Annotated in this window: 19 protein-coding genes, 1 tRNA gene and 2 pseudogenes; 9 read left to right on the top strand and 13 right to left on the bottom strand. The window is 69.5% G+C overall.

Features of this window, described 5'->3' with window-relative positions:
* Positions 1–80 precede the first annotated feature (80 nt).
* Positions 81–717: pseudogene (locus AC0666_RS13250) on the bottom strand (hypothetical protein).
* 131 nt (positions 718–848) lie between these two features.
* On the opposite strand from AC0666_RS13250, the gene AC0666_RS13245 reads away from it, so the two are divergent.
* The 5 genes from AC0666_RS13245 (at position 849) to AC0666_RS13225 (ending at position 8,850) form a co-directional block, all read left to right on the top strand.
* Positions 849–1,631 (top strand): serine protease, encoded by a 783-nt coding sequence (locus tag AC0666_RS13245; RefSeq protein WP_468584773.1) that lies wholly within the window; start codon positions 849–851, stop codon positions 1,629–1,631.
* Positions 1,632–2,932: 1,301 nt separating this feature from the next.
* Positions 2,933–3,244 (top strand): chorismate mutase, encoded by a 312-nt coding sequence (locus tag AC0666_RS13240; RefSeq protein WP_356848987.1) that lies wholly within the window; start codon positions 2,933–2,935, stop codon positions 3,242–3,244.
* Between the two features lie 81 nt (positions 3,245–3,325).
* Entirely contained in the window at positions 3,326–5,830 is a 2,505-nt protein-coding gene (gene pepN / locus AC0666_RS13235) for an aminopeptidase N (protein WP_478707607.1), read from the top strand.
* A 210-nt stretch (positions 5,831–6,040) separates the two neighbouring features.
* Positions 6,041–7,444, top strand: coding sequence for a pyridoxal phosphate-dependent decarboxylase family protein (locus tag AC0666_RS13230; protein ID WP_468966914.1), 1,404 nt, complete (start codon positions 6,041–6,043; stop codon positions 7,442–7,444).
* Complete coding sequence (locus tag AC0666_RS13225) at positions 7,441–8,850, top strand: lysine N(6)-hydroxylase/L-ornithine N(5)-oxygenase family protein (RefSeq protein ID WP_478707606.1); 1,410 nt, start codon at positions 7,441–7,443, stop codon at positions 8,848–8,850. The genes AC0666_RS13230 and AC0666_RS13225 overlap by 4 nt, the downstream gene beginning before the upstream one ends.
* A gap of 88 nt (positions 8,851–8,938) precedes the next feature.
* On the opposite strand, the gene AC0666_RS13220 is transcribed toward AC0666_RS13225, so the two are convergent.
* Both AC0666_RS13220 and AC0666_RS13215 read right to left on the bottom strand, forming a co-directional pair.
* Positions 8,939–9,628, bottom strand: a complete 690-nt coding sequence (locus tag AC0666_RS13220; protein WP_478707605.1) for a hypothetical protein — start codon at positions 9,626–9,628, stop codon at positions 8,939–8,941.
* 282 nt (positions 9,629–9,910) lie between these two features.
* Complete coding sequence (locus AC0666_RS13215; protein WP_478707604.1) at positions 9,911–11,728, bottom strand: bifunctional metallophosphatase/5'-nucleotidase; 1,818 nt, start codon at positions 11,726–11,728, stop codon at positions 9,911–9,913.
* A 128-nt stretch (positions 11,729–11,856) separates the two neighbouring features.
* On the opposite strand from AC0666_RS13215, the gene AC0666_RS13210 reads away from it, so the two are divergent.
* From AC0666_RS13210 to AC0666_RS13200, 3 genes are all read left to right on the top strand, one after another.
* Entirely contained in the window at positions 11,857–12,558 is a 702-nt protein-coding gene (locus AC0666_RS13210) for an SIMPL domain-containing protein (protein WP_478707603.1), read from the top strand.
* Positions 12,559–12,691: 133 nt separating this feature from the next.
* The gene (pyk, locus tag AC0666_RS13205; RefSeq protein ID WP_478707602.1) at positions 12,692–14,119 is read left to right on the top strand and encodes a pyruvate kinase; all 1,428 of its coding nucleotides are present in this window, start codon (positions 12,692–12,694) and stop codon (positions 14,117–14,119) included.
* Positions 14,120–14,211: 92 nt separating this feature from the next.
* Positions 14,212–14,355: a hypothetical protein gene (locus AC0666_RS13200; RefSeq protein WP_478707601.1), complete on the top strand. Its 144-nt coding sequence runs from the start codon at positions 14,212–14,214 to the stop codon at positions 14,353–14,355.
* 331 nt (positions 14,356–14,686) lie between these two features.
* Here AC0666_RS13200 and AC0666_RS13195 read toward each other — a convergent pair whose 3' ends face one another.
* From AC0666_RS13195 to AC0666_RS13185, 3 genes and pseudogenes are all read right to left on the bottom strand, one after another.
* Positions 14,687–14,815 (bottom strand): RICIN domain-containing protein, encoded by a 129-nt coding sequence (locus AC0666_RS13195; protein WP_468966898.1) that lies wholly within the window; start codon positions 14,813–14,815, stop codon positions 14,687–14,689.
* 264 nt (positions 14,816–15,079) lie between these two features.
* Positions 15,080–15,785, bottom strand: a pseudogene (locus tag AC0666_RS13190) (helix-turn-helix domain-containing protein).
* A 156-nt stretch (positions 15,786–15,941) separates the two neighbouring features.
* A tRNA-Leu gene (locus AC0666_RS13185) sits at positions 15,942–16,025 on the bottom strand.
* Positions 16,026–16,117: 92 nt separating this feature from the next.
* Between AC0666_RS13185 and AC0666_RS13180 the strand changes: the two genes are divergently transcribed.
* Positions 16,118–16,768: an ANTAR domain-containing response regulator gene (locus tag AC0666_RS13180; RefSeq protein WP_361720919.1), complete on the top strand. Its 651-nt coding sequence runs from the start codon at positions 16,118–16,120 to the stop codon at positions 16,766–16,768.
* 67 nt (positions 16,769–16,835) lie between these two features.
* On the opposite strand, the gene AC0666_RS13175 is transcribed toward AC0666_RS13180, so the two are convergent.
* The 7 genes from AC0666_RS13175 to AC0666_RS13145 form a co-directional block, all read right to left on the bottom strand.
* Complete coding sequence (locus AC0666_RS13175) at positions 16,836–17,552, bottom strand: ABC transporter ATP-binding protein (RefSeq protein WP_361720922.1); 717 nt, start codon at positions 17,550–17,552, stop codon at positions 16,836–16,838.
* On the bottom strand, positions 17,549–18,604 hold the full coding sequence (locus AC0666_RS13170) for an ABC transporter ATP-binding protein (RefSeq protein ID WP_478707600.1): 1,056 nt from the start codon (positions 18,602–18,604) through the stop codon (positions 17,549–17,551). Before AC0666_RS13170 ends, AC0666_RS13175 begins: the two co-directional genes overlap by 4 nt.
* A 5-nt stretch (positions 18,605–18,609) precedes the next feature.
* Positions 18,610–20,334 carry a branched-chain amino acid ABC transporter permease gene (locus tag AC0666_RS13165; protein WP_468966892.1) on the bottom strand — a complete coding sequence of 575 codons (1,725 nt, stop codon included), beginning with the start codon at positions 20,332–20,334 and terminating at the stop codon, positions 18,610–18,612.
* Between the two features lie 5 nt (positions 20,335–20,339).
* Complete coding sequence (locus AC0666_RS13160) at positions 20,340–21,272, bottom strand: branched-chain amino acid ABC transporter permease (protein ID WP_468966889.1); 933 nt, start codon at positions 21,270–21,272, stop codon at positions 20,340–20,342.
* A 110-nt stretch (positions 21,273–21,382) separates the two neighbouring features.
* Positions 21,383–22,618, bottom strand: coding sequence for a branched-chain amino acid ABC transporter substrate-binding protein (locus tag AC0666_RS13155; RefSeq protein WP_468966886.1), 1,236 nt, complete (start codon positions 22,616–22,618; stop codon positions 21,383–21,385).
* A gap of 532 nt (positions 22,619–23,150) precedes the next feature.
* Positions 23,151–23,561 carry a hypothetical protein gene (locus AC0666_RS13150; RefSeq protein WP_468584752.1) on the bottom strand — a complete coding sequence of 137 codons (411 nt, stop codon included), beginning with the start codon at positions 23,559–23,561 and terminating at the stop codon, positions 23,151–23,153.
* A gap of 174 nt (positions 23,562–23,735) precedes the next feature.
* On the bottom strand, positions 23,736–24,206 hold the full coding sequence (locus tag AC0666_RS13145; RefSeq protein ID WP_361720936.1) for a PaaI family thioesterase: 471 nt from the start codon (positions 24,204–24,206) through the stop codon (positions 23,736–23,738).
* Positions 24,207–24,230: the final 24 nt, after the last annotated feature.

Raw genomic sequence — 24,230 nt, 5'->3', positions numbered from 1 at the left:
GGGTCGGGACCGGGTCCTTCACTCGTGCGATGGGGTATCACTACCCACTCCGCTCCCTCGCCGAACCTCCGCGGACACGCCTACGTGTCGCAGTCGAGGGCGGTGCGGCACAGACCGCACCGGGCGCGCACGGGACCGGCGGCCGGCAGCCGCAGACCCTGCCCGCACACCGGGCAGGGGAAGCTCACCCGCAGCCCGGAACCGTGCTGCTCGAAGCGGTACGGGGCCCCCGGATCGGCGGCTCCCGCGCGGCGGTCCCGGGCGTAGCGGCGCCGCTGCGCCCGGTCCGCGGCCGCCAGGGGCGCCCGGCGCAGGTCCCGCCCGGCGAGCGCGCGGCCGCGCAGGTACGCCTCGTATGCCTGGGGGCTGGTGAACCAGGCGGACAGGTCCTCGCAGCGGTCGTTGACCGCGATGAAGTACTCAGGCCCGGCGGCCAGTTCCACGGTGGCCGCCTCCTGCAGGGGCCGGAAGCCGACCACCATGCGGGCGTCGGGCAGCCGTAGCGCCCGCATGATCGACGAGGCCACCCGGTGCGCGCCGAGGTACAGGTCGTCCTCGGCGGTGAAGCCGGCGTCGGAGGGGGCGAAGCTCGTTGCCGTACGCGCGGATCCCGTCGGGGGACAGGCGGCGGAACAGGGCCGTGATCGCGGCGCGGACGCCCGGCAGATGCGCAAATCCGTGCTCGACCGGGCCGGTGCGGCGGCCATTGTCCGTCATGCCGCCTCCCGGGCCGCAGATTGTCCGAAAACACGTTCTTGTCGCCCAGTACTCCGCGGGTGTGACATGTACTCGTCATCCATCCCCATCGTCGGATGGCACGCACGGCCCAACCCCCCACGAAAGGCAGTGTGTTGACCGTGTCCACTCTTGCCGGAATCATCAAGCGAACCCTCGCCGCCGGGGCGGTCGCCCTCGCCGCAGTCAGCCTCCAGCCCGGCGCCGCGAACGCCTCCCCGACCCCCGTCGTCGGCGGCACCCGCGCCGCACAGGGCGAATTCCCCTTCATGGTGCGCCTGTCCATGGGCTGCGGGGGAGCCCTCTACACCCAGCAGATCGTCCTCACCGCAGCCCACTGCGTGAACGGCTCCGGCACCAACACCTCCATCACCGCCACCGCCGGGGTCGTCGACCTCCAGAGCTCCAGCGCCATCAAGGTCAAGTCCACCAAGGTGCTGCGGGCCCCCGGCTACAACGGCCAGGGCAAGGACTGGGCACTGATCAAGCTCGCCAAACCGATCAACCTGCCCACCCTCAAGATCGCCGACACGAAGGAGTACGACAACGGCACCTTCACCGTCGCCGGCTGGGGCGCCGCCCGCGAAGGCGGCGGCCAGCAGCGCTACCTCCTGAAGGCCACCGTCCCCTTCGTCTCCGACGCCGCCTGCCAGAGCGCGTACGGCAGCGAGCTCGTCCCCGGCGAGGAGATCTGCGCCGGCTACGACCGCGGCGGCGTCGACACCTGCCAGGGCGACTCCGGCGGCCCCATGTTCCGTCGCGACAACGCCAACGCCTGGATCCAGGTCGGCATCGTCAGCTGGGGCGAGGGCTGCGCCCGCGCCGGCTACCCCGGCGTCTACACGGAGGTCTCGACCTTCGCCGCGGACATCAAGGCGGCGGCGGCCACCCTCTGACCCCCGCGGGGCCGGGCCGGGACACCCGGCCCGGCCCCGCACACCCACACCCCCTCCGGCTGCTCCGTCCGACCTCGCCGCGCCCCCCGAGGCGACGCCTCGTACCTCCCGGAGGCTGAGAGGCCGTCACCCCGTGCCTGCGCGCCTCACACCCCCTCCGGCTGCTCCGTCCGACGTCGCCGCGCCCCCCGAGGCGACGCCTCGTGCCTCCCGGAGGCTGAGAGGCCGTCACCCCGTGCCTGCGCGCCTCACACCCCCTCCGGCTGCTCCGTCCGACCTCGCCGCGCCCCCCGAGGCGACGCCTCGTACCTCCCGGAGGCTGAGAGGCCGTCACCGTACGGGCCGCGCCCTGCGCGCCACCGCCCCCCGAGGCCCCCTCTTCTCGCAGGTCCCCATCCCCTGCCCGGCCGCACCCCCGCTGACGGGGCCGGTCCGGGCAGGGGCCTTCCAGCCCCGGAAGCCCCCGCCGAGTGCGCACCGGTGGCGGGGGTGCGGTCGCGCCGGGCGCCTGCCCATCACTTTGGGGCGGGGCCGGGAGCACCGGTGGCCGGGCTGCCTGCCTCCGACCCTTCAGGGTGAGGCCGGCGGCACCGGTGGCCGGGCGCCTGCCGTCCGTTCAGAGCGGGGCCGACGGCACCGGTGGCCGGGCTGCCTGCCTCCGACCCTTCAGGGTGAGGCCGGCGGCACCGGTGGCCGGGCGCCTGCCGTCCGTTCAGAGCGGGGCCGGCGGCACCGGTGACCGGGCTGCCTGTCCGACCCTTCAGGGCGAGGGGGCAGGGTACTGCCCGCCTGCCCGGACCGGACCCGGAAGCGGGGGTGCGGCCGGGCCGGGGTGGGGACCTGCGAGAAGAGGGGGCCTCGCGGCCCGGGGGCGGTCCGGATAGGCGGGTGCCGTGCCGACTCGACTCGACTCGGCCGGGCCGGGGTGGGGACCTGCGAGAAGAGGGGGCCTCGCGGCCCGGGGGCGGTCCGGATAGGCGGGTGCCGTGCCGACTCGACTCGGCCGGGCAGGGGATGGGGACCTGCGAGAAGAGGGGGCCTCGCGGCCCGGGGGCGGTCCGGATAGGCGGGTGCCGTGCCGACTCGACTCGGCCGGGCCGGGGTGGGGGCGGCGGTCCGGGTAGGCCGGTGCCGATGTGACTCGGCCCGGGCGGGCCGGGGGTAGGCCCCTGCGGAAGACGGAGCCGGTGGCGGTGCGGGTAGGCCGGTGCCGTCCTGACTCGATCCGGCCGGGCGGCGGGCCGTCTCAGCAGGCGAGGACGATGCGGAGCCGCTGCACGCGCCACGTATTCTCGTGGACCATGAACACCACCGAACCCGACGACAACGTCACGGCCGAGCTGGCACGCCTGCGGGACAGCATCGACAACATCGACGCCGCCGTGGTCCACATGCTCGCCGAGCGCTTCAAGTGCACCCAGCAGGTCGGCCACCTCAAGGCCAGGCACCAGCTCCCCCCGGCCGACCCGGCCCGCGAGGCCAGCCAGATCGCCCGGCTCCGCCAGCTCGCCGAGAACGCCAAACTCGACCCCGCCTTCGCCGAGAAGCTCCTCAACTTCATCATCGCCGAGGTCATCCGCCACCACGAGACGATCGCCGCGGCCGAGGAATAGGCGAAACGCCGGCCAGAACCACAGCGCAGGCCAGGTACACGCGGCTGCCCCCGCGCCCGGCCCGTCGGGCAGCATGGGCCCATGTCCGCACTGACGCGCAACGAAGCGCAGCACCGAGCCCAGCTCCTCGACGTCCAGCACTACACCGTCACCCTCGACCTCACCGGCGACGGCGACACCTTCAACTCCACCACCGTCATCCGGTTCGCGACCCGGACCGACGCCGACACCTTCGTGGAGCTCAAACCGGACGAGCTGCGCTCCGCCGAACTCGACGGCCACCCCCTCGCCCCGGCCGCCCTCACCGGCAACCGCCTCCCGCTCACCGGACTGACCGCAGGCCCCCACGAACTGCGCCTCGACACCCGCATGCGCTACTCCCGCACCGGCGAGGGCCTGCACCGCTTCACCGACCCCGCCGACGGCGAGACGTACGTCTACACCCAGATGTTCCTCGACGACATCCAGCGAGTCTTCCCGGCCTTCGACCAGCCCGACCTCAAGGCCGTCTTCGAGTTCACCGTCACCGCCCCCGCCCACTGGACCGTCCTCGCCAACGGCACCACCGAACGCGTCGGCACCCGCGACAGCGACGGCGCCGGCATCTGGAAGTCCGCCCCCACCCCCCTCATCTCCACCTACCTCGCCGCCCTCGCCGCCGGCCCCTGGCACAGCGTGCGCACCGAACACGCCGGTCTCCCTTTCGGCATCCACTGCCGCCAGTCCCTCGCCCCCCACCTCGACGCCGACGCCGAGGAAATCCTCACCGTCACCACCGCCTGCTACGACCGCTACCACGAGAAGTTCTCCGAGCCCTACCCCTTCGACTCCTACGACCAGGCCTTCGTCCCCGAGTTCAACGCGGGCGCCATGGAAAACCCCGGCCTGGTCACCTTCCGCGACGAATTCGTCTTCCGCTCCGCCGTCACCGACACCGAACGCCAGCGCCGCGCCATGGTCATCGCCCACGAAATGGCCCACATGTGGTTCGGCGACCTCGTCACCCTGCGCTGGTGGGACGACATCTGGCTCAACGAGTCCTTCGCCGAATACATGGGCTACCAGACCCTCGTCGAAGCCACCCGCTTCACCGGCACCTGGACCGAATTCGGCATGGAGCGCAAGCCCTGGGGCTACGACGCCGACCAGCGGCCCTCCACCCACCCCGTCGCCCCCGACGCCGTCCCCGACACCGCGAGCGCCCTCCTCAACTTCGACGGCATCTCCTACGCCAAGGGCGCCTCCGCCCTGCGCCAACTCGTCGCCTGGCTCGGCGAGAAGGACTTCCTCGCCGGCATCAACACCCACTTCACCCGCCACAAATTCGCCAACGCCTCCCTCGCCGACTTCGTCGACTCCCTCGCCGCCCACACCGACCGCGACGTCCACGCCTGGGCCGACATCTGGCTGCGCACCACCGGCGCCGACACCCTCACCCCCCGCATCGAGGAAACCACCGAAGGGCCCGCCGGCTGGACCCTCACCGTCGACCACCAGGGCACCCGCCCGCACACCATCGCCGCCGGCCTCTACGACCGCACCCCGGACCAAGGCCTCGAACTGCGCGAACTCCTCGCCCTCGACGTCCCCTCCGACGAGGTCATCTCCGTCAGCGGCCCCCGCCCCGCCCTCCTCGTCCTCAACGACGGAGACCTCACCTACGCCAAGATCCGCCTCGACGCCACCTCCGTCGAAACCGCCCTCGCCGCCCTCGGCTCCCTCCCCGACCCCCTCACCCGCGCCGTCGTCTGGACCTCCCTGCGCGACATGGTCCGGGACGGCGAACTCGAACCCGAGACCTACCTCGCGACCGCCGCCGCCCACCTCCCCGCCGAGGACGACCTGGCCGTCGTCCAAGGCGTACTGGCCTTCGCCCGCCACCAGATCACCGACGGCTACCTCACCCCCGAACACCGCACCGACGCCCTCACCACCCTCACCGCCACCGCCCGCGCCCTCCTGCGCCGCACCGAGGACGGCACACACCCCGGCCTGCGCCTCGCCGCCGTACGCGCCCTCATCGACAGCGCCACCCAGCCCGACACCATCGCCGCCTGGCTCGCCGACGACACCGTCCCCGGCGGCCCCGACCTCGACCCCGAGCTGCGCTGGCGCATCCTCGCCCGCCTCGCCGTCCTCGGCGCCGTCGGCGAAGACGAGATCACCGCCGCCCTCGCCGCCGACCCCAGCGCCACCGGCGAGGAAGGCGCCGCCCACTGCCGCGCCGCCCTCCCCGCCCCCGAAGCCAAAGCCGCCGCCTGGGAACGCCTCTTCCACGACGACTCCCTGTCCAACTACCTCTTCCGCGCCACCGCCCAAGGCTTCTGGCAGCCCGAACAGGCCGACCTCGTACGCGACTACGTACCGCGCTACTACCCCGAAGCCGTCTCCGTCAGCGCCCGTCGCGGCCCCGCCATCGCCGAAGCCGCAGGCCGCTGGGCCTTCCCCGGCCACGCCGTCGACGAGGACCACCTGAACACCGGACGCGCCTGCCTCGCCGAAGCCGACATCGTCCCCTCCCTGCGCCGCAAGCTCGTCGACCAGCTCGACGACCTCGCCCGCGCCCTGCGCATCCGCACCGCCTGACCCCGCACCACCGGACGCACCCGGCCCGCCCCACCGGCGGGCCGGGCCCCCGCACGGCAAGAACCCCCCACGGACAAACTCCGGCGGTTACCCCATTCGGATCTGGTCGTTGTACCGGTCGGGCCTCCACTGTCACCGCAGCAGCGCCCACCGCCGGGCACCGCACGACGGGGCCGGCCCCCCAGCCGACCCGTTCCCGTGAGGACACCCATGACAGCGCCGCCGCCCGCACCCCTGCCCCCGCTCGCCGGCGGCACAGCCGGCGCCGACGCCCTGCGCCCCCTGATCGACACCGTCCTCGACGCCCTCCACACCGGAGCCCGCGCCCGCGGCGGCCCCCTCCCCGCCGGCGGCCCCGACACCGTCACCGCCCGCGTCACCGCCGCACTCGGCGACCTCCTGCCCGACCACGGCACCGGCGACCACGAAGCACTGCGCACCCTCGTCCACACCCTTGCCGCAGGCGCCGCCGACCCCGCCGACCCGCTCTGCGCAGCCCACCTCCACGGCCCGCCCCTCGCCGTCGCAGCCGCCGCAGACCTCGCCGCGAGCGCCCTCAACCCCTCCCTCGACTCCTGGGACCAGGCCCCCGCAGCCTCCGCCATCGAAGCCCTCCTCACCACCACCCTCGCCGCCGAGTTCTACGACACCCCCCACCCCGACGCCCTCATCACCACCGGCGGCACCGAAGCCAACCAGCTCGCCCTCCTCCTCGCCCGCGAACGCCACGGCCCCACCCTCACCGTCCTGCACGGAACCAACGCCCACCACTCCATCCCCCGCGCCGCCTGGCTCCTCGGCCTGCCCCCCACCACCGCCCTGCCCACCCCCGCCGGCACCCTCGACCCGGCCCGCCTCGCCGAAGCCCTCGACGCCACCCGCGGCCCCGTCCTCGTCACCGCCACCGCCGGCACCACCGACGCCGGACTCATCGACCCCCTCGACCCCCTCGCCGACCTCTGCACCCACCACGGCGCCGACCTCCACATCGACGCCGCCTACGGCGGACTGCTCGCCCTCAGCCCCCGCCACCGCCCCGCCCTCACGGGCCTGCAACGCGCCCACTCGATCACCATCGACCTGCACAAACTCGGATGGCAGCCCGTCGCCGCCGGCCTCCTCGCCGTCCCCGACACCACCCTCCTCGCCCCCCTCGCCCACCAGGCCGACTACCTCAACGCCCCGGACGACACCGACGCAGGCCTGCCCGACCTCCTCGGCCGCTCCCTGCGCACCACCCGACGCCCCGACGCCCTCAAGATCGCCACCACCCTGCGCTCACTCGGCCGCGACGGACTCGCCCACCTCATCGACCGCACCTGCGCACTCGCCCACCACCTCGCACACGTCCTCGACGCACACCCCGCATTCGAACTCCACGCACCACCCACCATCAGCACCGTCCTCTTCCGCCCCACCCCCGACACCACCACCGGCGACGACCACCACATCGCCGCCCTCCGCCGCACCCTCCTCCACACCGGCACCGCCGTCCTCGGCCGCGCCACCGCCGACGGCCGCCTCTGGCTCAAGGCAACCCTCCTCAACCCCCACACCACCCCACAGGACCTGGACACCCTCGTCACCCTCCTGGAAGGCAGCACCCACCGATGACCGCCCAGCACGATGCACCCCACGACCTCGTCGGAATCGGCATCGGCCCCTCCAACCTCTCCCTCGCCGCCCTCGCCCACGGCCTCCCCCACCAAGGAGCCGGCGAACTCGCCACCGCCTTCTACGACCAGCGCCGCGACTTCCGCTGGCACCCGGGACTCCTCATCGAGGGCACCACCCTCCAAGTCCCCTACCTCGCCGACCTCGTCACCCTCGCCGACCCCTCCAGCCCCTGGAGCTTCCTCAACTACCTCAAGCACAAGGAACGGCTCTTCCCCTTCTACTTCGCCGAGCAGTTCCACATCCAGCGCGCCGAATACGACGCCTACTGCCGCTGGGTCGCCGGACGCCTCCCCGGCCTCCACTTCGGCCACCAGGTCGACGCCGTCCGCTGGAACCCCGAACGCGACCTCTTCGAAGTCGACTACACCCAACTCGACAACGACGGCGAAGCCGAAGCCCTCGGCCGCACCCACACCCGCAACCTCGCCCTCGGCATCGGCACCGCCCCCCACATCCCCGAACCCCTGCGCCCCCTCGTCGAAGCCCCCACCGTCCCCGTCATCCACTCCGCCGACTACCTCGACCACCGCGAACGCATCCTCGGCGCCGAACACGTCACCGTCATCGGATCAGGCCAATCCGGAGCCGAAGTCTTCCTCGACCTGCTGCGCGCCCGCCCCGCCGGCCGCGAACGCCTCAGCTGGCTCGCCCGCACCCCCTCCTTCGCCCCCATGGAGTACTCCAAACTCGGCCTCGAACACTTCACCCCCGACTACACCCGGTACTTCCACTCCCTGCCCGAACCCGTCCGCGACCAGCTCGTCCCCGCCCAATGGCAACTCCACAAGGGCATCGACGCCGCCACCATCGCCGCCATCCACGACGAGCTCTACCGCCGCACCCTCCACGGAGGCTGGCCCGACACCGTCCTCACCCCCGGGGTCAGCGTCCGCACCGCAGGCCGCGTCGCCACCACCAAAGTCGAGCTGCACCTCGAACACACCCAGCAAGGCGCCCGCTCCCGCCTCACCACCGACGCCGTCGTCCTCGCCACCGGCTACAAGGAGCGCCCGCTCACCAGCCTCCTCGCCGGCCTCGACCCGTACCTGCGCAAGGACTCCTCCGGACGGCCCCGCATCGACGAACAGCACCGCATGATCCTCGACCCCAGCGTCAGCGGCAGCATCTTCGTCCAGAACGGCGAACGCCACACCCACGGCGTCGGAGCCCCCGACCTCGGCCTCGTCGCCTGGCGCAGCGCCGGCATCCTCAACACCCTCACCGGCAAGGAGCCCTACCCCCTGCCCACCCGCACCGCGTTCACCACCTTCGGCCTCGACCAGCGCGAGCCCAGCCGCCCCCGGCCCACCGTCGCCCTGCGGCCCCTCGTCGACCACCCCTAGGACGCCGAAGGGCGGGCACCCTCACGGGTGCCCGCCCAGGAGCTGCTGCCGTCCACTTCGGGATCGGCCTCAGCCTTCCCCGCAGCGATCAGAACGGCAGCGGGAACGGCAGCGGGAACGGCAGCGGCGGCAGCGGGATCGGCAGCTTCGGGAGCGGCGGCAGCGGGATCGGCAGCTTGGGCAGCGGCGGCACCGGCAGTGGCAGCTTCGGCAGCGGCGGAACCGGCAGCGGCAGCTTGGGAAGCGGCGGAACCGGCAGCTTCGGCAGCGGCGGAACCGGCAGCGGCAGCTTCGGCAGCGGGAACTTGGGAAGCGGGATCGGCGGCTTGGGAACCGGGATCTTCGGGAACGGAACCGGGATCTTGGGGATCGGGAACTTCGGCGGGACCGGCAGCTTGGGCGGGACCGGGACCGGGATCTGGGGCGGTACGGGCGGCAGCGGAATCGGGATCTTCGGCGGCACCGGACCCGGAGGCAGCGGCACCGGAAGCTTCGGCGGCACCGGACCCGGAGGCAGCGGAACGGGGATCTTCGGCGGCACCGGAAGCTTCGGCTTCGGCGACGGGTGATGCTTGCCGTTGCCCTTCTTCCGATTGTTGTTGTTCTTCCCCTTGTGATTCTTCCCGTCCTGCTTATGGCTGTCTTTAGCGCTGAAATTGCCGTTGACGACATTGGCCTGGCTGACCGCCGCAGTCGGGTCGGGCGGCGGCGTCGCGGCGAATGCACCCGTGGGAAGGGCAGCGGCTCCGACCGCCAGGGCGGTCGTCGTCGTCAGCATCACGAAACGCCGGGTCAGGGGCTTCCTGGGCATGAAGGTCTCCTTGTGTGGGGATGGGGGAATTCGCGGTTCCGACGTTGTGCCGGATGATGCCGACGAATTCCACGGACCGCTTCGGTCCGTGCTTCAGGTAACCCCAGACCGACCAGCCAAGACATGTCCCTGTATTTCGGGGCTTGACAATACGGCGCAACGCGCTCACCCTGGCCCCCGCAGCAAAAAAGGGCCCGGTCCAGTGGACCGAGCCCTTTCACCCGAAAACGGGCACCACCTGCGAACCGACTAGAACACCGGCACACCGGCCCGCGTCAGCCGCCAGTCCACCGAAGCGAACTGCGCCGGATCGATCGTCCCCTTCGCCTTCACCCACTGGATGATCGTGTTACGGATCTCCTCCGAGTTCGACCACAGCTGCTTCGCCTGCGGCACGTGCGGGAAGTTCCCCCCACCCGAAGCCCGGTAATTGTTCACCGCCAGCACGAACTGCGCCGCCGGATCCACCGCCTTCCCCTGGAAGGACAGACCCGAGATCCGCGAACCGACCGGCTGCGCGACATCGATCTCGTACGCAAGGCCGTAGACCGCGTCATAGTTGTAATCCGGCGTACCCTCCGCATTCGTCAGCTTCGCCGGATCCACCACCTCACCCGGAGCCGTCCGCACGAAGTACCGCGCCGAGAACTCCAGGTAATCCTTCAACTGCGCACCCGTCAGCAGACGCGCCTCCATCGTGTTCTCGAACGGGTACAGACCCGCCGCATCCTTGATCGTCACCTGGCCCGCCGGGATCGACGCCGTCCGCGAGAAACACGACGCCTGCGACAGCACCGGCAGCGCCGCCCACTCCGTCCCGGCCAGCGCCCCCTTCACCGTCTCCGCCTGGACGTGGTTGATCAGATCGATGATCGGCACGTCCTTGACCGGACCCTCCGCCGAAGACATCGCCTGCACCGACGTCCCGATCACCTGGTTGACGTAGGCCACCACCTTGCGGTGCTCGTCCGACAGCAACGACACGATCTTCGGGTCCTCGGCCGCCGTATTCGAGTTCAGCACCCTCGCCGACACCTTCGCCACCGACCAGCAGCCCTTCGACCACGTCAGCTCGAAGTCGAACAGCGTCAGCCGCTGCCCCCACTTCAGCGGCTCCGACAACACCACGTCCTTGCCGGTCGCCTTGTTCTTCACCCGGTACTCCGGGATCTCCGTGTGCGCATGCCCCACCAGGACCGCGTCGATCCCCGGAACCTGCTCCGCCACCAAAGCCGCCGCATTCTCGACGTACGGCAGCTGGTCCCCGTAACTCGACGTACCACTCGAACCCGAATGCGCCGACACGATCACCACGTCCGCACCCATCGAGCGCAGCTTCGGCACGTACTTCGCCGCCTGCTCCTCAAGACCGGGGAACGTCATCTTCCCCTGCACGTTCGCCTTGTCCCAGATCGCGATCCCCGGGTTCGTCAGCCCCAGCACCGCCACCTTCACATCACGGCCGTGCGGAGTCCGCAGCCGGTGCATGCTGTACGGAGGAAACGCCGGCCGGAGCGTCTTCGCATCCAGCGCGTTCGCCCCCAGCAGCGGAAAATCACACTGCTCCTCGAACTTGCGCAGCACCGGAATCCCGTAATTGAACTCGTGATTGCCCAACGCCGCAGCGTCATAGCCGATCGCATTCATGGCCTGCGCCATCGGATGCACCGGCCCACGCCGAGCCGTGATCGGATCGACCTTCGCGTAGTAGTACGACAACTGCGTGCCCTGGATGGTGTCACCCGCATCGATCAGCAGCGTGTTGCACCGCCCCTTCTCCGCGCGGACCTGGTTCACCAACGTGGAGATCTTCGCCAGACCCACGTCGTTGTGCGCCTTGTCGTCGAACTCCTTGTCCGTGAAGTAGTCCCAGTTGAAGACATTCCCGTGCAGATCGGTCGTCCCCATCACCGTGAACGAGTACGTCCGCGGTGAAGCAGCCGCCGAAGCCGCCGCCGCCGAACCGGCCTCGGCCGCGGCGGCCGGGGGGCTCGTGGCCCCCGCCAACGCCACAGCCGCACCCGTCGCAGCCGAAGTACCCAAGAACGTCCTGCGGTCGAACGCCATGCCATCTCCCCTTTTGAGGCGTGAACAACGCGCGTAGATTCTGACCGATCGGTAACAAGCAGCAACACCCCCACAAGGTTTCGATCCGATGACCACACCCCCGCACACCGCAGTGCGACAGTGAAACCATGACCCAGGACGCATCGCACCAGCCCTACGGCACCCCCGAAGTACCCCGCGTCGCCGTCCGCGGCGAAGCCCGCCTCGAAGTCGACCCCGAAATCGCCCGCATCGGCATCACCGTCAGCGCCCGCGGCACCGACCGACGCACCGCCCTCGACGACCTCACCCGCCGCAACAACACCGTCCTCGACCTCGTCAAGAGCTACGGCGACCCCGTCGAAAAACTCGAAACCGGCGCCTTCTCCATCACCCCCGAACTCACCCGCCACGGACGGGCCGAACGCGTCCGCGCCTACCACGGCCGCGTCCACATCACCGCCGAACTGAGCGACTTCACCGCCCTCGGTGAACTCACCACCCGCCTCGCCGACCTCGAACTCACCAGCATCGACGGCCCCTGGTGGGCCCTGCGCCCCACTTCACCCGCCCACGGCGAAGCCCGCCGCCAAGCCGTACTCGAAGCCGTCCAACGCGCACGCGAATACGCCGCCGCCCTCGGCGCCCGCCTCGCCGCCCTCGTCGAACTCGCCGACCTCGGCGCCGAGAACGCCGCCCCCTTCAACGCCGCCCCCGCCGGCGTCATGCGCTCCATGGCCTACGGCGGAACCGATGAAACCACCACCCCGCCCCTCGACCTCGAACCCCAGCGCCAGACCGTCTACGCCCAGGTGAACGCCCGCTTCACCATGACCCCGCCCGAGCTCTGAGACACCGCAGGGGGTGCTCATCAGAGCACCCCCATGCACATTCAACAATTGTCAACAAGCTTTTGCCCAAAGGTTGTTGAGCGGACACCGGGAACCAATTTCCTACTGCCTGGTAGGGGCATACGCTCGCCCCATGCGACGAGCAAAAATCGTATGTACCCTCGGCCCCGCCACCGACTCATACGACCAGATCAAAGCCCTGGTCGAAGCCGGAATGGACATGGCCCGCCTCAACCTCAGCCACGGCACCTACGCCGAACACGAAGAGCGCTACCAGCGCGTACGCAAAGCCTCCGACGAAACCGGCCACAGCGTCGGCATCCTCGCCGACCTTCAAGGCCCGAAGATCCGCCTCGGCCGCTTCACCGAAGGCCCCGTACTCCTTGAACGCGGCGACCAATTCACCATCACCGTCGAAGACATCGAAGGCGACCGTCACACCTGCGGCACCACCTACAAAGGCCTCGCCGCCGACGTCACCGCCGGCGAACGCATCCTCGTCGACGACGGCCGCGTCACCCTCCAAGTCACCAACGTCGACGGACCCCGCGTCAACACCCTCGTCATCCAAGGAGGCATGGTCTCCGACCACAAAGGACTCAACCTCCCCGGCGTAGCCGTCTCCGTCCCCGCCCTCTCCGACAAGGACAAAGACGACCTCCGCTGGGCCCTGCGCACCGGCGCCGACGTCATCGCCCTCTCCTTCGTCCGCAGCGGCCACGACATCGAAGACGTCCACCGCATCATGGACGAAGAAGGCCGCCGCCTCCCCGTCATCGCCAAGATCGAAAAGCCCCAAGCCGTCGACAACATCGACGAGATCGTCGCCGCCTTCGACGGCATCATGGTCGCCCGCGGCGACCTCGGCGTCGAAATGCCGCTCGAACACGTCCCCATCGTCCAAAAGCGCGCCGTCAAACTCGCCAAACGCAACGCCAAACCCGTCATCGTCGCCACACAAATGCTCGACTCGATGATCGACAACTCCCGGCCCACCCGCGCCGAAGCCTCCGACGTCGCCAACGCCATCATCGACGGCACCGACGCCGTCATGCTCTCCGGCGAAACCAGCGTCGGCAAATACCCCGTCGACACCGTCAAAACCATGTCCCGCATCGTCGAAGCAGCCGAAGAAGACATCCTCGCCAAGGGCCTCCCCCCACTCACCGAACGCAGCAAACCCCGCACCCAAGGCGGAGCCGTCGCCCGCGCAGCCGCCGAAATGGGCGACTTCCTCGGCGCCAAATTCCTCGTCGCCTTCACCCAAAGCGGAGACACCGCCCGCCGACTCTCCCGCTACCGCTCACCCATCCCCCTCCTCGCCTTCACCCCCGACCCCGCCACCCGCTCCCAACTCAACCTCACCTGGGGCGTCGAAACCTTCCTCGGCCCCCACGTCGACTCCACCGACGCCATGGTCGCCCAAGTCGAAGAAGAACTCCTGCGCATCGGCCGCTGCCTCCCCGGCGACATCGTCGTCATCACCGCAGGCTCACCCCCCGGCGTCACCGGCTCCACCAACCTCGTCCGCGTCCACCACATCGGCGACGCCGTCCGCTGACCCACCCCACACACCGCGTCGGGCCCGTCCCACCCGACGCGGACCCCGCAAACCTTGACCTCAACCAAACACGAGGTCCCACGCTCACCGGCATGACGATCAAGGAACACCCCCAGGCCCAACTCGCCGCCCAACCCATCGCCCACCGGGCCCGCGAAGCCGCCCACCACGCCATCGGCGGCCTCCGCACCGCCCTCGCCGAAGAACACCTCACCCACCCCACTGGTGGATCCTGAACCACATCGCCGCAGCCCCCGGCCACTGGCAACGCACCACCCTCACCGCAAAACTCGCCCCCTACGACGACCAGGACACCGACTTCCCCACCGTCTACGACGACCTCACCACCCGAGGCTGGCTCACCGAAACCGACGGCACCCTCACCCTCACCCCCGCAGGCGAAGCCGGCCGCCTCCGCGCCCACCACCGCAACGCCGAAGTCCACGCCCGCATGCGCCAGGGCATCGACAACACGGCCTACGCCGCAACCATCGACACCCTGCGCCACCTCGTCGCCAACCTCGGCGGCAACGGCGACCTCCCCGACTAGAACCCACCCCTCCGGGTTCAGCCCGCCAGCCGCAGCACCCAGCGACGCGACGCATCCCCGTCACAGTTGAACTGCACCAACCGCACGTTGTTGTCGGTCGAGCGGCCACCCGCCACCGTCATGCACTTGTCCGTCTGCAGGTTCACGAGCTGATACGAACTGCCGTTCCGGTTGGCGCATTCACCACCTGGTACGACTCCCCGTCGAAGTTGACCAGGTTCCAACGCCGCGAAGGATGCGTGTCGCAGCTGAACTGCGGCAACTCGACGTTCCGGATCTGGAACGCCGCCCCCGATTCGACGGCGGTCCGGGCCCTCGCCGCTGCGGCGGACCGGTGGCGGGCGGTCGGGCCGGCGGCGGCCCCTTCCACTCTCAAAGCCCCCGCCCACCCCCGCAGCCGGTGGCTCCGGCTAGTGCTTGGGCCCGATGTTGGTGTCCATGAGCGCGACGGACGCCTTGCGGGCCACGGAGACGTTATAAGGGTCGGAACCCGCGCCAGGACCGTCCACTGGACCCCGACCTTGGTCAGGGTGTCCGTGCAGAGCTTGCGGATGTCGTCGGACTTGTTGGTGAAGAAGTACCGCTGGTACTCGTAGCGCTTGCCGTTCCGCACGGTCCAGTTGGTGGTCCGACACCCGTCGGAGTGGATGAGCCCCCGGATGAAGTCCCAGGGATGGGCGTCGACGATCTCCTGCTGCCAGCCTTCGAGGGCGATCCGCCGCTCGTGTTTCCGGCCGGGGCCGTGCTGGGGGAACAGGCACTCCAGGTGCATGGAGTACCACCTTGACGTTGTGGCAGCCGATCTTGCGGACTCGGCAGACCTGGTTGGACGGGAACACGCGCTGCACAGCTTGTTCTGCTGCCTCCATGAGGCCAGGCCATTCGTCGTCACAGGTGATCATGAGGTTCGGGACCCGGTGGCGCGAGTACCGGCTTATGTGGCCGTCGCCGAGGTAGAGGCCGAGCACATACGCGTACGCCTGTGCGTCCAAACGGCTGCCGTCGCACCGTGGACAGTCAGGACCGGTGCGGGCCAGGGCACTCTCCCCGCTTGGAGCGGTCCACGTGCTTCCAGTAGCCGATCGTGCCGAGAGGCACATCCAGACGGCGCGCCACCTCCGCGTTCCGCGCACCCTCTCGAAGGAGGGAGATCGCCGTCTGCCGGGCTTAGAAACTGAGGCTTCATGTCGCCACTGTGGGTGACAAGCGACGTCCGTATGTAGCAAAAAGCGGACGTTCACACGAAGGTGAACGTCCGCTTTTCGGACACTGTGCCGGGTATGGGATTCGAACCCACACGTCCTTTCGGACAGAGGTGTTTGAGACCTCCGCGTCAACCAGTTGCGCCAACCCGGCAAGGTTGCTGGTCGGAGTGTACCGGGTGACCATCGCGCAGTGCAGCTAGGTAGGCTCATCCAAGCAGCACCGCCCCGCAAAGAGGAGCCTCCGTGACCGCCGAGCACGAGTCGACGCCCACGCCCGACGCCGACCAGTCGCACGTTCCGCCGCTGACGACCCGCGTCGTCATCGCCGAGGACGAGGCGCTCATCCGTCTCGACCTGAAAGAGATGCTCGAAGAGGAGGGCTACTCCGTGGTCGGCGAGGCCGGAGACGGCCAGGCCGCCGTCGAGCTGGCCCGGGAGCACCGGCCCGATCTGGTGATCCTCGATGTGAAGATGCCCGTCCTGGACGGGATCTCCGCGGCCGAGAAGATCGCGGAGGAGTCCATCGCCCCGGTGCTCATGCTCACCGCGTTCTCGCAGCGCGACCTGGTCGAGCGGGCCCGGGACGCCGGGGCCATGGCGTACCTCGTGAAGCCGTTCAGCAAGAGCGATGTCGTGCCGGCCATCGAGATGGCCGTGTCGCGGTTCGCGGAGCTGCGGGCGCTGGAGAAGGAGGTCGCCGACCTCTCGCAGCGGCTGGAGACGCGCAAGCTGGTGGACCGGGCCAAGAGCATCCTGCAGACGCAGTACGGGCTGACCGAGCCGGCCGCGTTCCGGTGGATCCAGAAGACCTCCATGGATCGTCGTATGTCCATGCAGCAGGTCGCGGAGGCGGTCATCGAGGACGCCGAGGAGAAGAAGAACGCCGCGCAGTAGCGGGTACGCGTGAGGCCCGCCACCGGAACCGGTGGCGGGCCTCACGTCTGTGCGGGTGGCGGGGGTGTCAGTCCTCGCCGAGGTAGGCCTTGCGGACGTCCTCGTTGTGCAGGAGCTCCTGGCCCGTGCCGGAGAGGACGATCTTGCCGATCTCCATCACGTGGGCCTGGTCGGCCAGGGAGAGGGCGGCCTGGGCGTTCTGCTCGACGAGCAGGATCGTGGTGCCGGTCGCCTTGAGCTCGGCGATGGTGGCCATGATCTTCTGCATCATCAGCGGGGAGAGGCCCATGGAGGGCTCGTCCAGCATGAGCAGCTTGGGCTGGGACATGAGCGCGCGGCCCATGGCGAGCATCTGCTGCTCACCGCCCGAGAGGGTGCCGGCGGCCTGCTTGCGGCGTTCGCCCAGGATGGGGAACATCTCGTAGGCGCGCTGGATGTCCTTCTCGATGCCGTCCTTGTCGGTGCGCAGGAAGGCGCCGAGCTGGAGGTTTTCGGCGATCGTCAGCCGGGGGAAGATGTGGCGTCCCTCGGGGGAGTGGGCGAGGCCCAGGGAGACGATCTTGTGGGCGGGGACCTGTGCGAGCGGCTTGCCGTCGAAGGTGATGGTGCCGCCGGCGGGCTTGAGGAGCCCGGAGAGGGTGCGCAGGGTGGTGGTCTTGCCGGCGCCGTTGGTGCCGACGAGGCAGACGATTTCGCCTTCGTTGACTTCGAAGGAGATGCCCTTGACGGCTTCGATCTTGCCGTAGGCGACCTTGAGGTCTTCGACCTTGAGCAGTGCGGTCATTTGGCCTCTCCGTCCTTGCTGGTGGTGCTGGTGGTGCTGGTGGTGCTGTCCGCTTCCGAGTCCGCGGCCGGTGCGGGGCCCGCGTCCGGCTCGGCCTCGGCCTCGGCCTCGGAGTCCGCCGGAGCTTCGGCTTCGGCGTCGGCCGGTGCTTCGGCGTCCGCGTCGGCGTCGGCCGGAACCGCTGCCTCGGCCGGTGCCTCGGTCTCTGCCTCGGCCGCCGCGTGCTCCTCGGCCGCTTCGACTTCGGCGACTTCGGCTGCGCCGGGGTCGCCTTCGAAGGGTTCGCCGAGGTAAGCGGCGATGACGCGCTCGTCGCCCTGGACTTCGGCGGCGGTGCCTTCGATGAGTTTCTCGCCCTGGACGAGGCAGGCGACGCGGTCGCAGAGGTTGAAGATGAAGCGCATGTCGTGCTCGATGACGAGTACGGCGATGCCCATGTCCCGGATCGCGAAGATGAGTTCTTCGGCGGCGCGGGTTTCCTGCGGGTTCATGCCGGCGGTCGGCTCGTCGAGGAGGATGAGACCGGGGTCGCTGGCGAGGGCGCGGGCGATTTCAAGCTTGCGCTGTTCGCCGTAGGGGAGGTTCTTGGCGAGGTGCTGGGCCTTGTTCTGGAGGCCGATGAACTCCAGGAGTTCCATGGCCCGTGCTTCGCTGGCGGCTTCGGCCTTCTTGAAGCCGGGGCCGCGCAGGAGGGCGGACCAGAGGCCTTCCTTGGTTCGGGTGTGGCGTCCGACGAGGACGTTCTCCAGCACCGTCATGTTGTGGAAGAGCCGGATGTTCTGGAAGGTGCGGGCGATGCCGGCGCTGGTGACCAGGTGGGGCTTGGGCGGCAGGACCGTGCCCTTGTAGCTGACGGTTCCCTCGGTGGGGACGTACAGCCCGGTGAGGCAGTTGAAGAAGGTGGTCTTGCCGGCGCCGTTGGGGCCGATGAGGCCGACGATCTCGCCCGCGTTGACCTTGAGGTCCACGCCCTTGACGGCGGTGAGGCCGCCGAACCGCATGGTGACGCCGCTGGCATCGAGGACAGTCGTGGTGGTGTCTGTGGTGGTCATGGTGTTCACGCCCCCGCCTTGGCGGTGGCCAGGTCCGTGGGGGCCTGGTCAGCGGTGTCGTCGTGGAACTCAAGTTGCGCGCGCCTGTTGGCGATGAGGCCTTCGGGGCGGAAGCGCATGAGCAGGATGAGGGCGATGCCGAAGGCGAGGAGCTGGTAGTCCTGGAGGAAGGCCAGCTTCGCCGGGATCAGGAAGAGCAGTGCGGCGCCGAGGATGGGGCCGCGGATGGTGCCCATGCCGCCGAGGATGACGGCGGCGAGGAGGAACGCGGAGTTCGGCGGGACGGGCCCGGCGAAGACGTAGTTCTCGGGGACGACCGTGCTGTTGACGTGTGCCTGGACGGTGCCGGCGAGGCCGGCGAGGGTGGCGCCGAGGGCGAAGGCGATGAGCTTGACCTTGAAGCCGTTGATGCCCATGGCTTCGGCGGCGGTCTCGTCTTCGCGGATGGCGACCCAGGCGCGGCCGATGCGGCTGTTGCCGGCACGGGCGAAGACCAGGACGACGAGCGCCATCACGAGCAGCATCAGGAAGTAGTAGTTGGCGTAGGCGCCGAGGACGATACCGCCGACGGTGTGCGACTCCCCGAAGTTCCACCCGAAGAGTTCGAGGTGGGGGATGTTGGGGATGCCGTTGGGGCCGTTGGTGATGTCGGGGCCGGAGGTGCCGTCGAGGTTGCCCATGGCGATGCGGAAGATTTCTCCGAAGCCGAGGGTGACGATGGCGAGGTAGTCGCCGCGCAGGCGAAGGGTGGGTGCTCCGATGATCACGCCGAAGATGAGCGAGGCCAGGGCGCCCACGATGACCGCTGCCCAGAAGGGGAGCTGGATGCCGAAGGCAGAGGCGGTGCTTCCGGAGACCAGGGCGGCGGCGTAGGCGCCGACGCCGAGGAAGGCGACGTAACCGAGGTCGAGGAGGCCTGCGAGGCCGACGACGACGTTGAGGCCGAGGGCGACGGTCGCGAAGATCAGGATGTTGACCGCGATGAGCGTGTAGGTGTCGCCGCTCTGCTGGATGAAGGGGAAGGTGATCGCGGCGGCCGCGGTACCCATGAGGGTGACCTGGCGGTTCTTCGCGGTGAGGAGGCCGAGTCGGTCGAAGAGACCGGACTTGAGCAGGGCGATGGCCGCGAAGCCGACGATGATCAGGTACGTGACGAAGAGCTGCGGCTCCTTGTCATCGGTGTCGATGCCGAAGGTGACCACGTAGAGGCCGACGGCGAAGGCGGCCGTGATGATGACGATCTCGGCCCAGGAGGGCAGCTTCTTGGCGGGGGCCGCCTTGTGGCTGTCGTCGGGGAGCTTGTACGCGGCGAGGGCCGGGACGAGCGAGCCGACGAGGGCGACGTAGGCGCCGGGCTCCAGGTGGACGAAACCGCCGAGGACCCATGCGATGGCGATGACGGTGAACCAGGTGCCGGCGAGGGTGCCGAGCGAGAGGATCCACACGGGCTTGCGGGCGCCGGTGGGGGTGAGCCAGCGCAGGCCCTTGACGCCGAGCGCGGAGAGCGCGTGGGCGGCGGTGAGGAGGGCGCCGACGAGGCTGAGGAACTGGATGGGGGCCGGGCTGCCGTAGTAGGTGAGGTCACCGGGGAACTCGGCGGTCCAGGTCCAGGCGAGGAAGGCGCTGACGACGGTCAGCAGGCTTCCGCCGATGATCGCGTAGAGCAGTGCGGTGCGGGAGACGGCACCGGTGGCTTCTGCGTCGAGGGGGAGGGTGGCTTCGTTGGTCATGGTTCTCACGCCCGATCCGCGACGCGCTCACCGAGCAGGCCTTGTGGCCGCACGAGGAGGACGACGATGAGGAGTACGAACGCCCAGACGTTGGACCAGGCTCCACCGCCGAGCTGCTGCATGCCGGGGATGTCTTCGATGTAGGCGATCGACAGGGCTTCGGCGAGGCCGAGGACGACGCCGCCGACCATGGCTCCGTAGATGTTGCCGATGCCGCCGAGGACGGCTGCGGTGAAGGCCTTGAGGCCGAGGATGAAGCCCATCTCGAAGTTGATCTGGCCCTTGTCGAGGCCGTAGGCGACGGCGGCGACGGCGGCGAACGCGGCACCGATGGCGAAGGCCATGACGATGATGCGGTCGGTGTTGATGCCCATCAGCTTCGCGGTGTCGGGGTCCTGCGCGGTGGCCTGCATGGCGCGGCCGCTGCGGCTCTTCTGGACGAAGACGCCGAGGGCGAGCATGCAGAGCGGGGCGAGGATGAGTACGAAGGCGTCCGCGCGCTGGATGGCGAGGCCGTCGGTGATCTTGAAGGCTTCGCCCTTGAACTCGGGGAAGCTGACGGCCTTCTTGGCGTCCGGGTAGAACTGCCAGACGAGCTGCTGGAGCGCGATCGAGAGGCCGATTGCGGTGATGAGGGGGGCGAGCCGGGGAGCGCTGCGCAGGGGACGGTACGCGAAGCGTTCGGCTGCGGTGGCTACGGCGACGGAGGCGAGTGCGCCTCCGACGATCATGACGGGTATCGCGATCAGCAGGGAGGTGCCGGTCGGGAGGGCGGCGTAGGCGGTGAGCGCGCCGAAGCCGCCGATCATGAAGATCTCGCCGTGGGCGAAGTTGATGAGCTGGACGATGCCGTAGACCATGGTGTACCCGATGGCTATGAGGCCATAAAGGGCACCGAGGGCAAGGCCGTTGGCCAGCTGTTGCGGCAGTTCGTGCACCGCAGGGCCTCCGATGAGCGTGTCGGATAAGACTCCGCGCGAGGGCGCTGTTGCGCCCTCGCGCGGTGGTTTTGGTTCAGGTACGGCTGGTGATGCGGGGTCCTACGGGATTACTGGTTGAACGTGTCGCTCTTGACGTCGATCCACTTGCCGCCCTCGACCTTGTAGACCGTGAGCTGCTTGTTGGTGGTGTCGCCGTACTCGTCGAAGGCGACCTTGCCGGTCACGCCTTCGAAGGACACCTTGCCGAGGGCCTCGACGACCTTGGCGCGGGCGTCGGTGGGGAGCTTGCCGCCGTTGGCGGCGACGACGGCCTTGACGGCCTGGACGACGGACCAGCCGGCGTCGTAGGAGTAGCCGCCGTAAGCCGCGTAGGGGTCCTTGTAGCCGCCGGCCTGGTAGTCGGCGATGAAGGTCTTGGCGGTGGGCAGCTTCTCGACCGGGTAGCCGATGGAGGTGGAGAGGTCGCCCTCGTTGGCTTCGCCGGAGGCGGTGATGAAGGCGGGGTCCTGGATGCCGTCGCCGCCCATGAGCGGGATGTTGGCTCCGGTCTTCTTGATCTGGTCGGCGAGGAGGCCGCCCTCGGGGTACTGGCCGCCGAAGTAGACGGAGTCCGCGCCGGAGGACTTGACCTTGTCGGCGGTGGAGGAGAAGTCGGTCTCCTTCACGGTGACGTGGTCGGTGCCGACGACCTCGCCGCCGAGCTTCTTGAACTCGTCGGAGAAGATCGCGGCGAGGCCGGCGCCGTAGGTCTGCTTGTCGTCGACGACGAAGACCTTCTTCTTGCCGGCGTCCTTGAAGAGGTACTGGGCGGCGAACTTGCCCTGGACCACATCGGTGGCGGCGGTGCGGAAGTAGGTCTTGAAGGGGCGCTTGAACTCGCCCTTGCCCCAGTTGTCGCCCTGGCTGAGCGCGGGGTTGGTGTTGGCGGGGGAGACCTGCGCCAGGTTGGCGGAGGCGAAGACGCCCTGCATCTGCTGGGCGACGCCGGAGTTGAGCGGGCCGACGACGCCGATGACGTCCTTGTTGCCTACGAGCTTGGTGGCGTTGGCCTGACCGGAGGCCGGAACGGCCTGGTCGTCGAGGGCCTCGACCTTGAATTCGATGCCCGGGACCTCGTTGTTCTTGTTGGCCGTCTTGGCCGCGAGGTCGACGGAGTTCTTGATTCCCTGGCCGAGCGCGGAGAGCGATCCGGTGAGGGGGGCGTCCACGCCGATGACGACGACGGTCTTGGAGCCGTCGGCCTTGTCTCCGGTCTTCGCCTCGTCGCGCGATCCGCATGCGGTGAGGGTCAGTGCTCCCGTGGTGATCACGGTGGTGAGGACGAGCAGAGAACGGTGTCGCACGATTCTTCCTTTCCCTGGCGCGGCCCCCTCATCTGAGGTGCCGTTGGGTCGCCGGGCCGCACTGGGATGTCCACGGCCGTGCTGGTCGCGCCCTGCGGCGCGGTGACTGGCCGTGACTCTAGGCCGAGGGGGCGAGTGCGGGGAGCGGGGAAAGGAGGATGTGACTGTCTTGTTATGCCAAGGCCAAGAATGCGTGGTGGGAGTGTGGACAGATCGGGCGTTTGGCGACTTCGGAGATCGTCCGCATGGTGAGAATTACCCGCTCCTTTAAGGGGCTTGAGGCCCTCATGGTCCTGTCATTGACCCATGATGGCCGAATGTCGCTGACTGTGTCCGAAAGAATCCGCGCGGTGGCATTCGGGCGGGGAAAAAGGGGATTCTGTAGGGCGTGAGCATTACTGACGGTAATGACAAACCTTGATCCACTTGGCGTGAACGGATCACGGGCAGCAGGGCGGAAGGGCCTCCGACCTGGGGTTGTGCCGTACGGGCGCGGGTGACCGGAAGCCGGACAGCGCGCGCGGGATTCCGGTCACCCGCTCGGGCTCGGCGGGCGCCAGTTCTCCGAGCTCCAGGTGGCCCCGCCCTGCTCGGCGCAGCGCTGCGCCACGAACCGGTCGATCAGCTCAAGTGCCTTGTCGCGCCCGGCAGTTCGCTCTTCGGCCCGGCCGGCTGCGACGGCGTCCTCGTGGATCGCGTACTGCGCGTTGGACAGGCCCTTCTGCTCCCAGTCCAGACCGGCCCAGGTGCTGCCCTTGAGGGTCTCCTTGGCCCAGTAGGACACCAGGCTTGTGCAGATCTGTGCCGGTGAGGAAGGGCCCGCTGCGGGCGTTGTCGGGTGCTGTGGTGCAGGTGGGGCGGGAGTGGAGCAACCGGACAGGGTGAGGGCCGCCAGGAGGGCGGCGGCGCCGTACCGGGCCGCTGTGCGTGGCTGGATCCCCATGAAGGGAAGGTAGGCCGTCACCTTCGGTGACACAACAGGCGTCGGTGCGATGGGTGCGGACTGGCGGATTCCGGGCGGGTGCGGGGCAGGGGCCGGGCCGGCGGCGGGTGGGAAGGCCGCAGGCCCGTGTCCGCCCCTGTGGGGGCGGGTACGGGCCTGCGGGAGCGGGGCGGGTCAGGCTTCGGTGGCCGGGCTCGCGTCGCGCAGCAGGCAGGTCAGGCGGGCGGTGCACACGCGGCGGTCCTGCTCGTCGCTGATGACGACCTCGTAGGTGGCGGTGGAGCGGCCGCGGTGGACGGGGGTGGCGACGCCCGTGACGGTGCCGGAGCGGACGCCGCGGTGGTGGGTGCAGTTCAGGTCCACGCCGACGGCGATCTTGTTGATGCCGCCGTGCATCATCGCGCCGACCGAGCCGAGGGTTTCGGCCAGGACCGCGGAGGCGCCGCCGTGCAGCAGGCCGTACGGCTGGGTGTTGCCCTTGACCGGCATGGTGGCGACGACCCGCTCCGCGGAGGCCTCCAGGATGCGGATGTCCATCCGCTCGCCGAGGTCACCCGCGGAGAAGAGGGCGGGCAGGTCGATGCCCAGGGCCGCGTACTCGTCGAGGACTTCCTGCGGGAACTTCACGGCGTGCTGCTCGCCCATGGCCGGGCTCCTTCGTCAACGATC

It is taken from the genome of Streptomyces sp. NPDC043680, assembly GCF_056436685.1.
The sequence above is the reverse complement of the archived record's forward strand: the minus strand, read 5'-3'. Positions and strand labels throughout refer to the sequence as shown.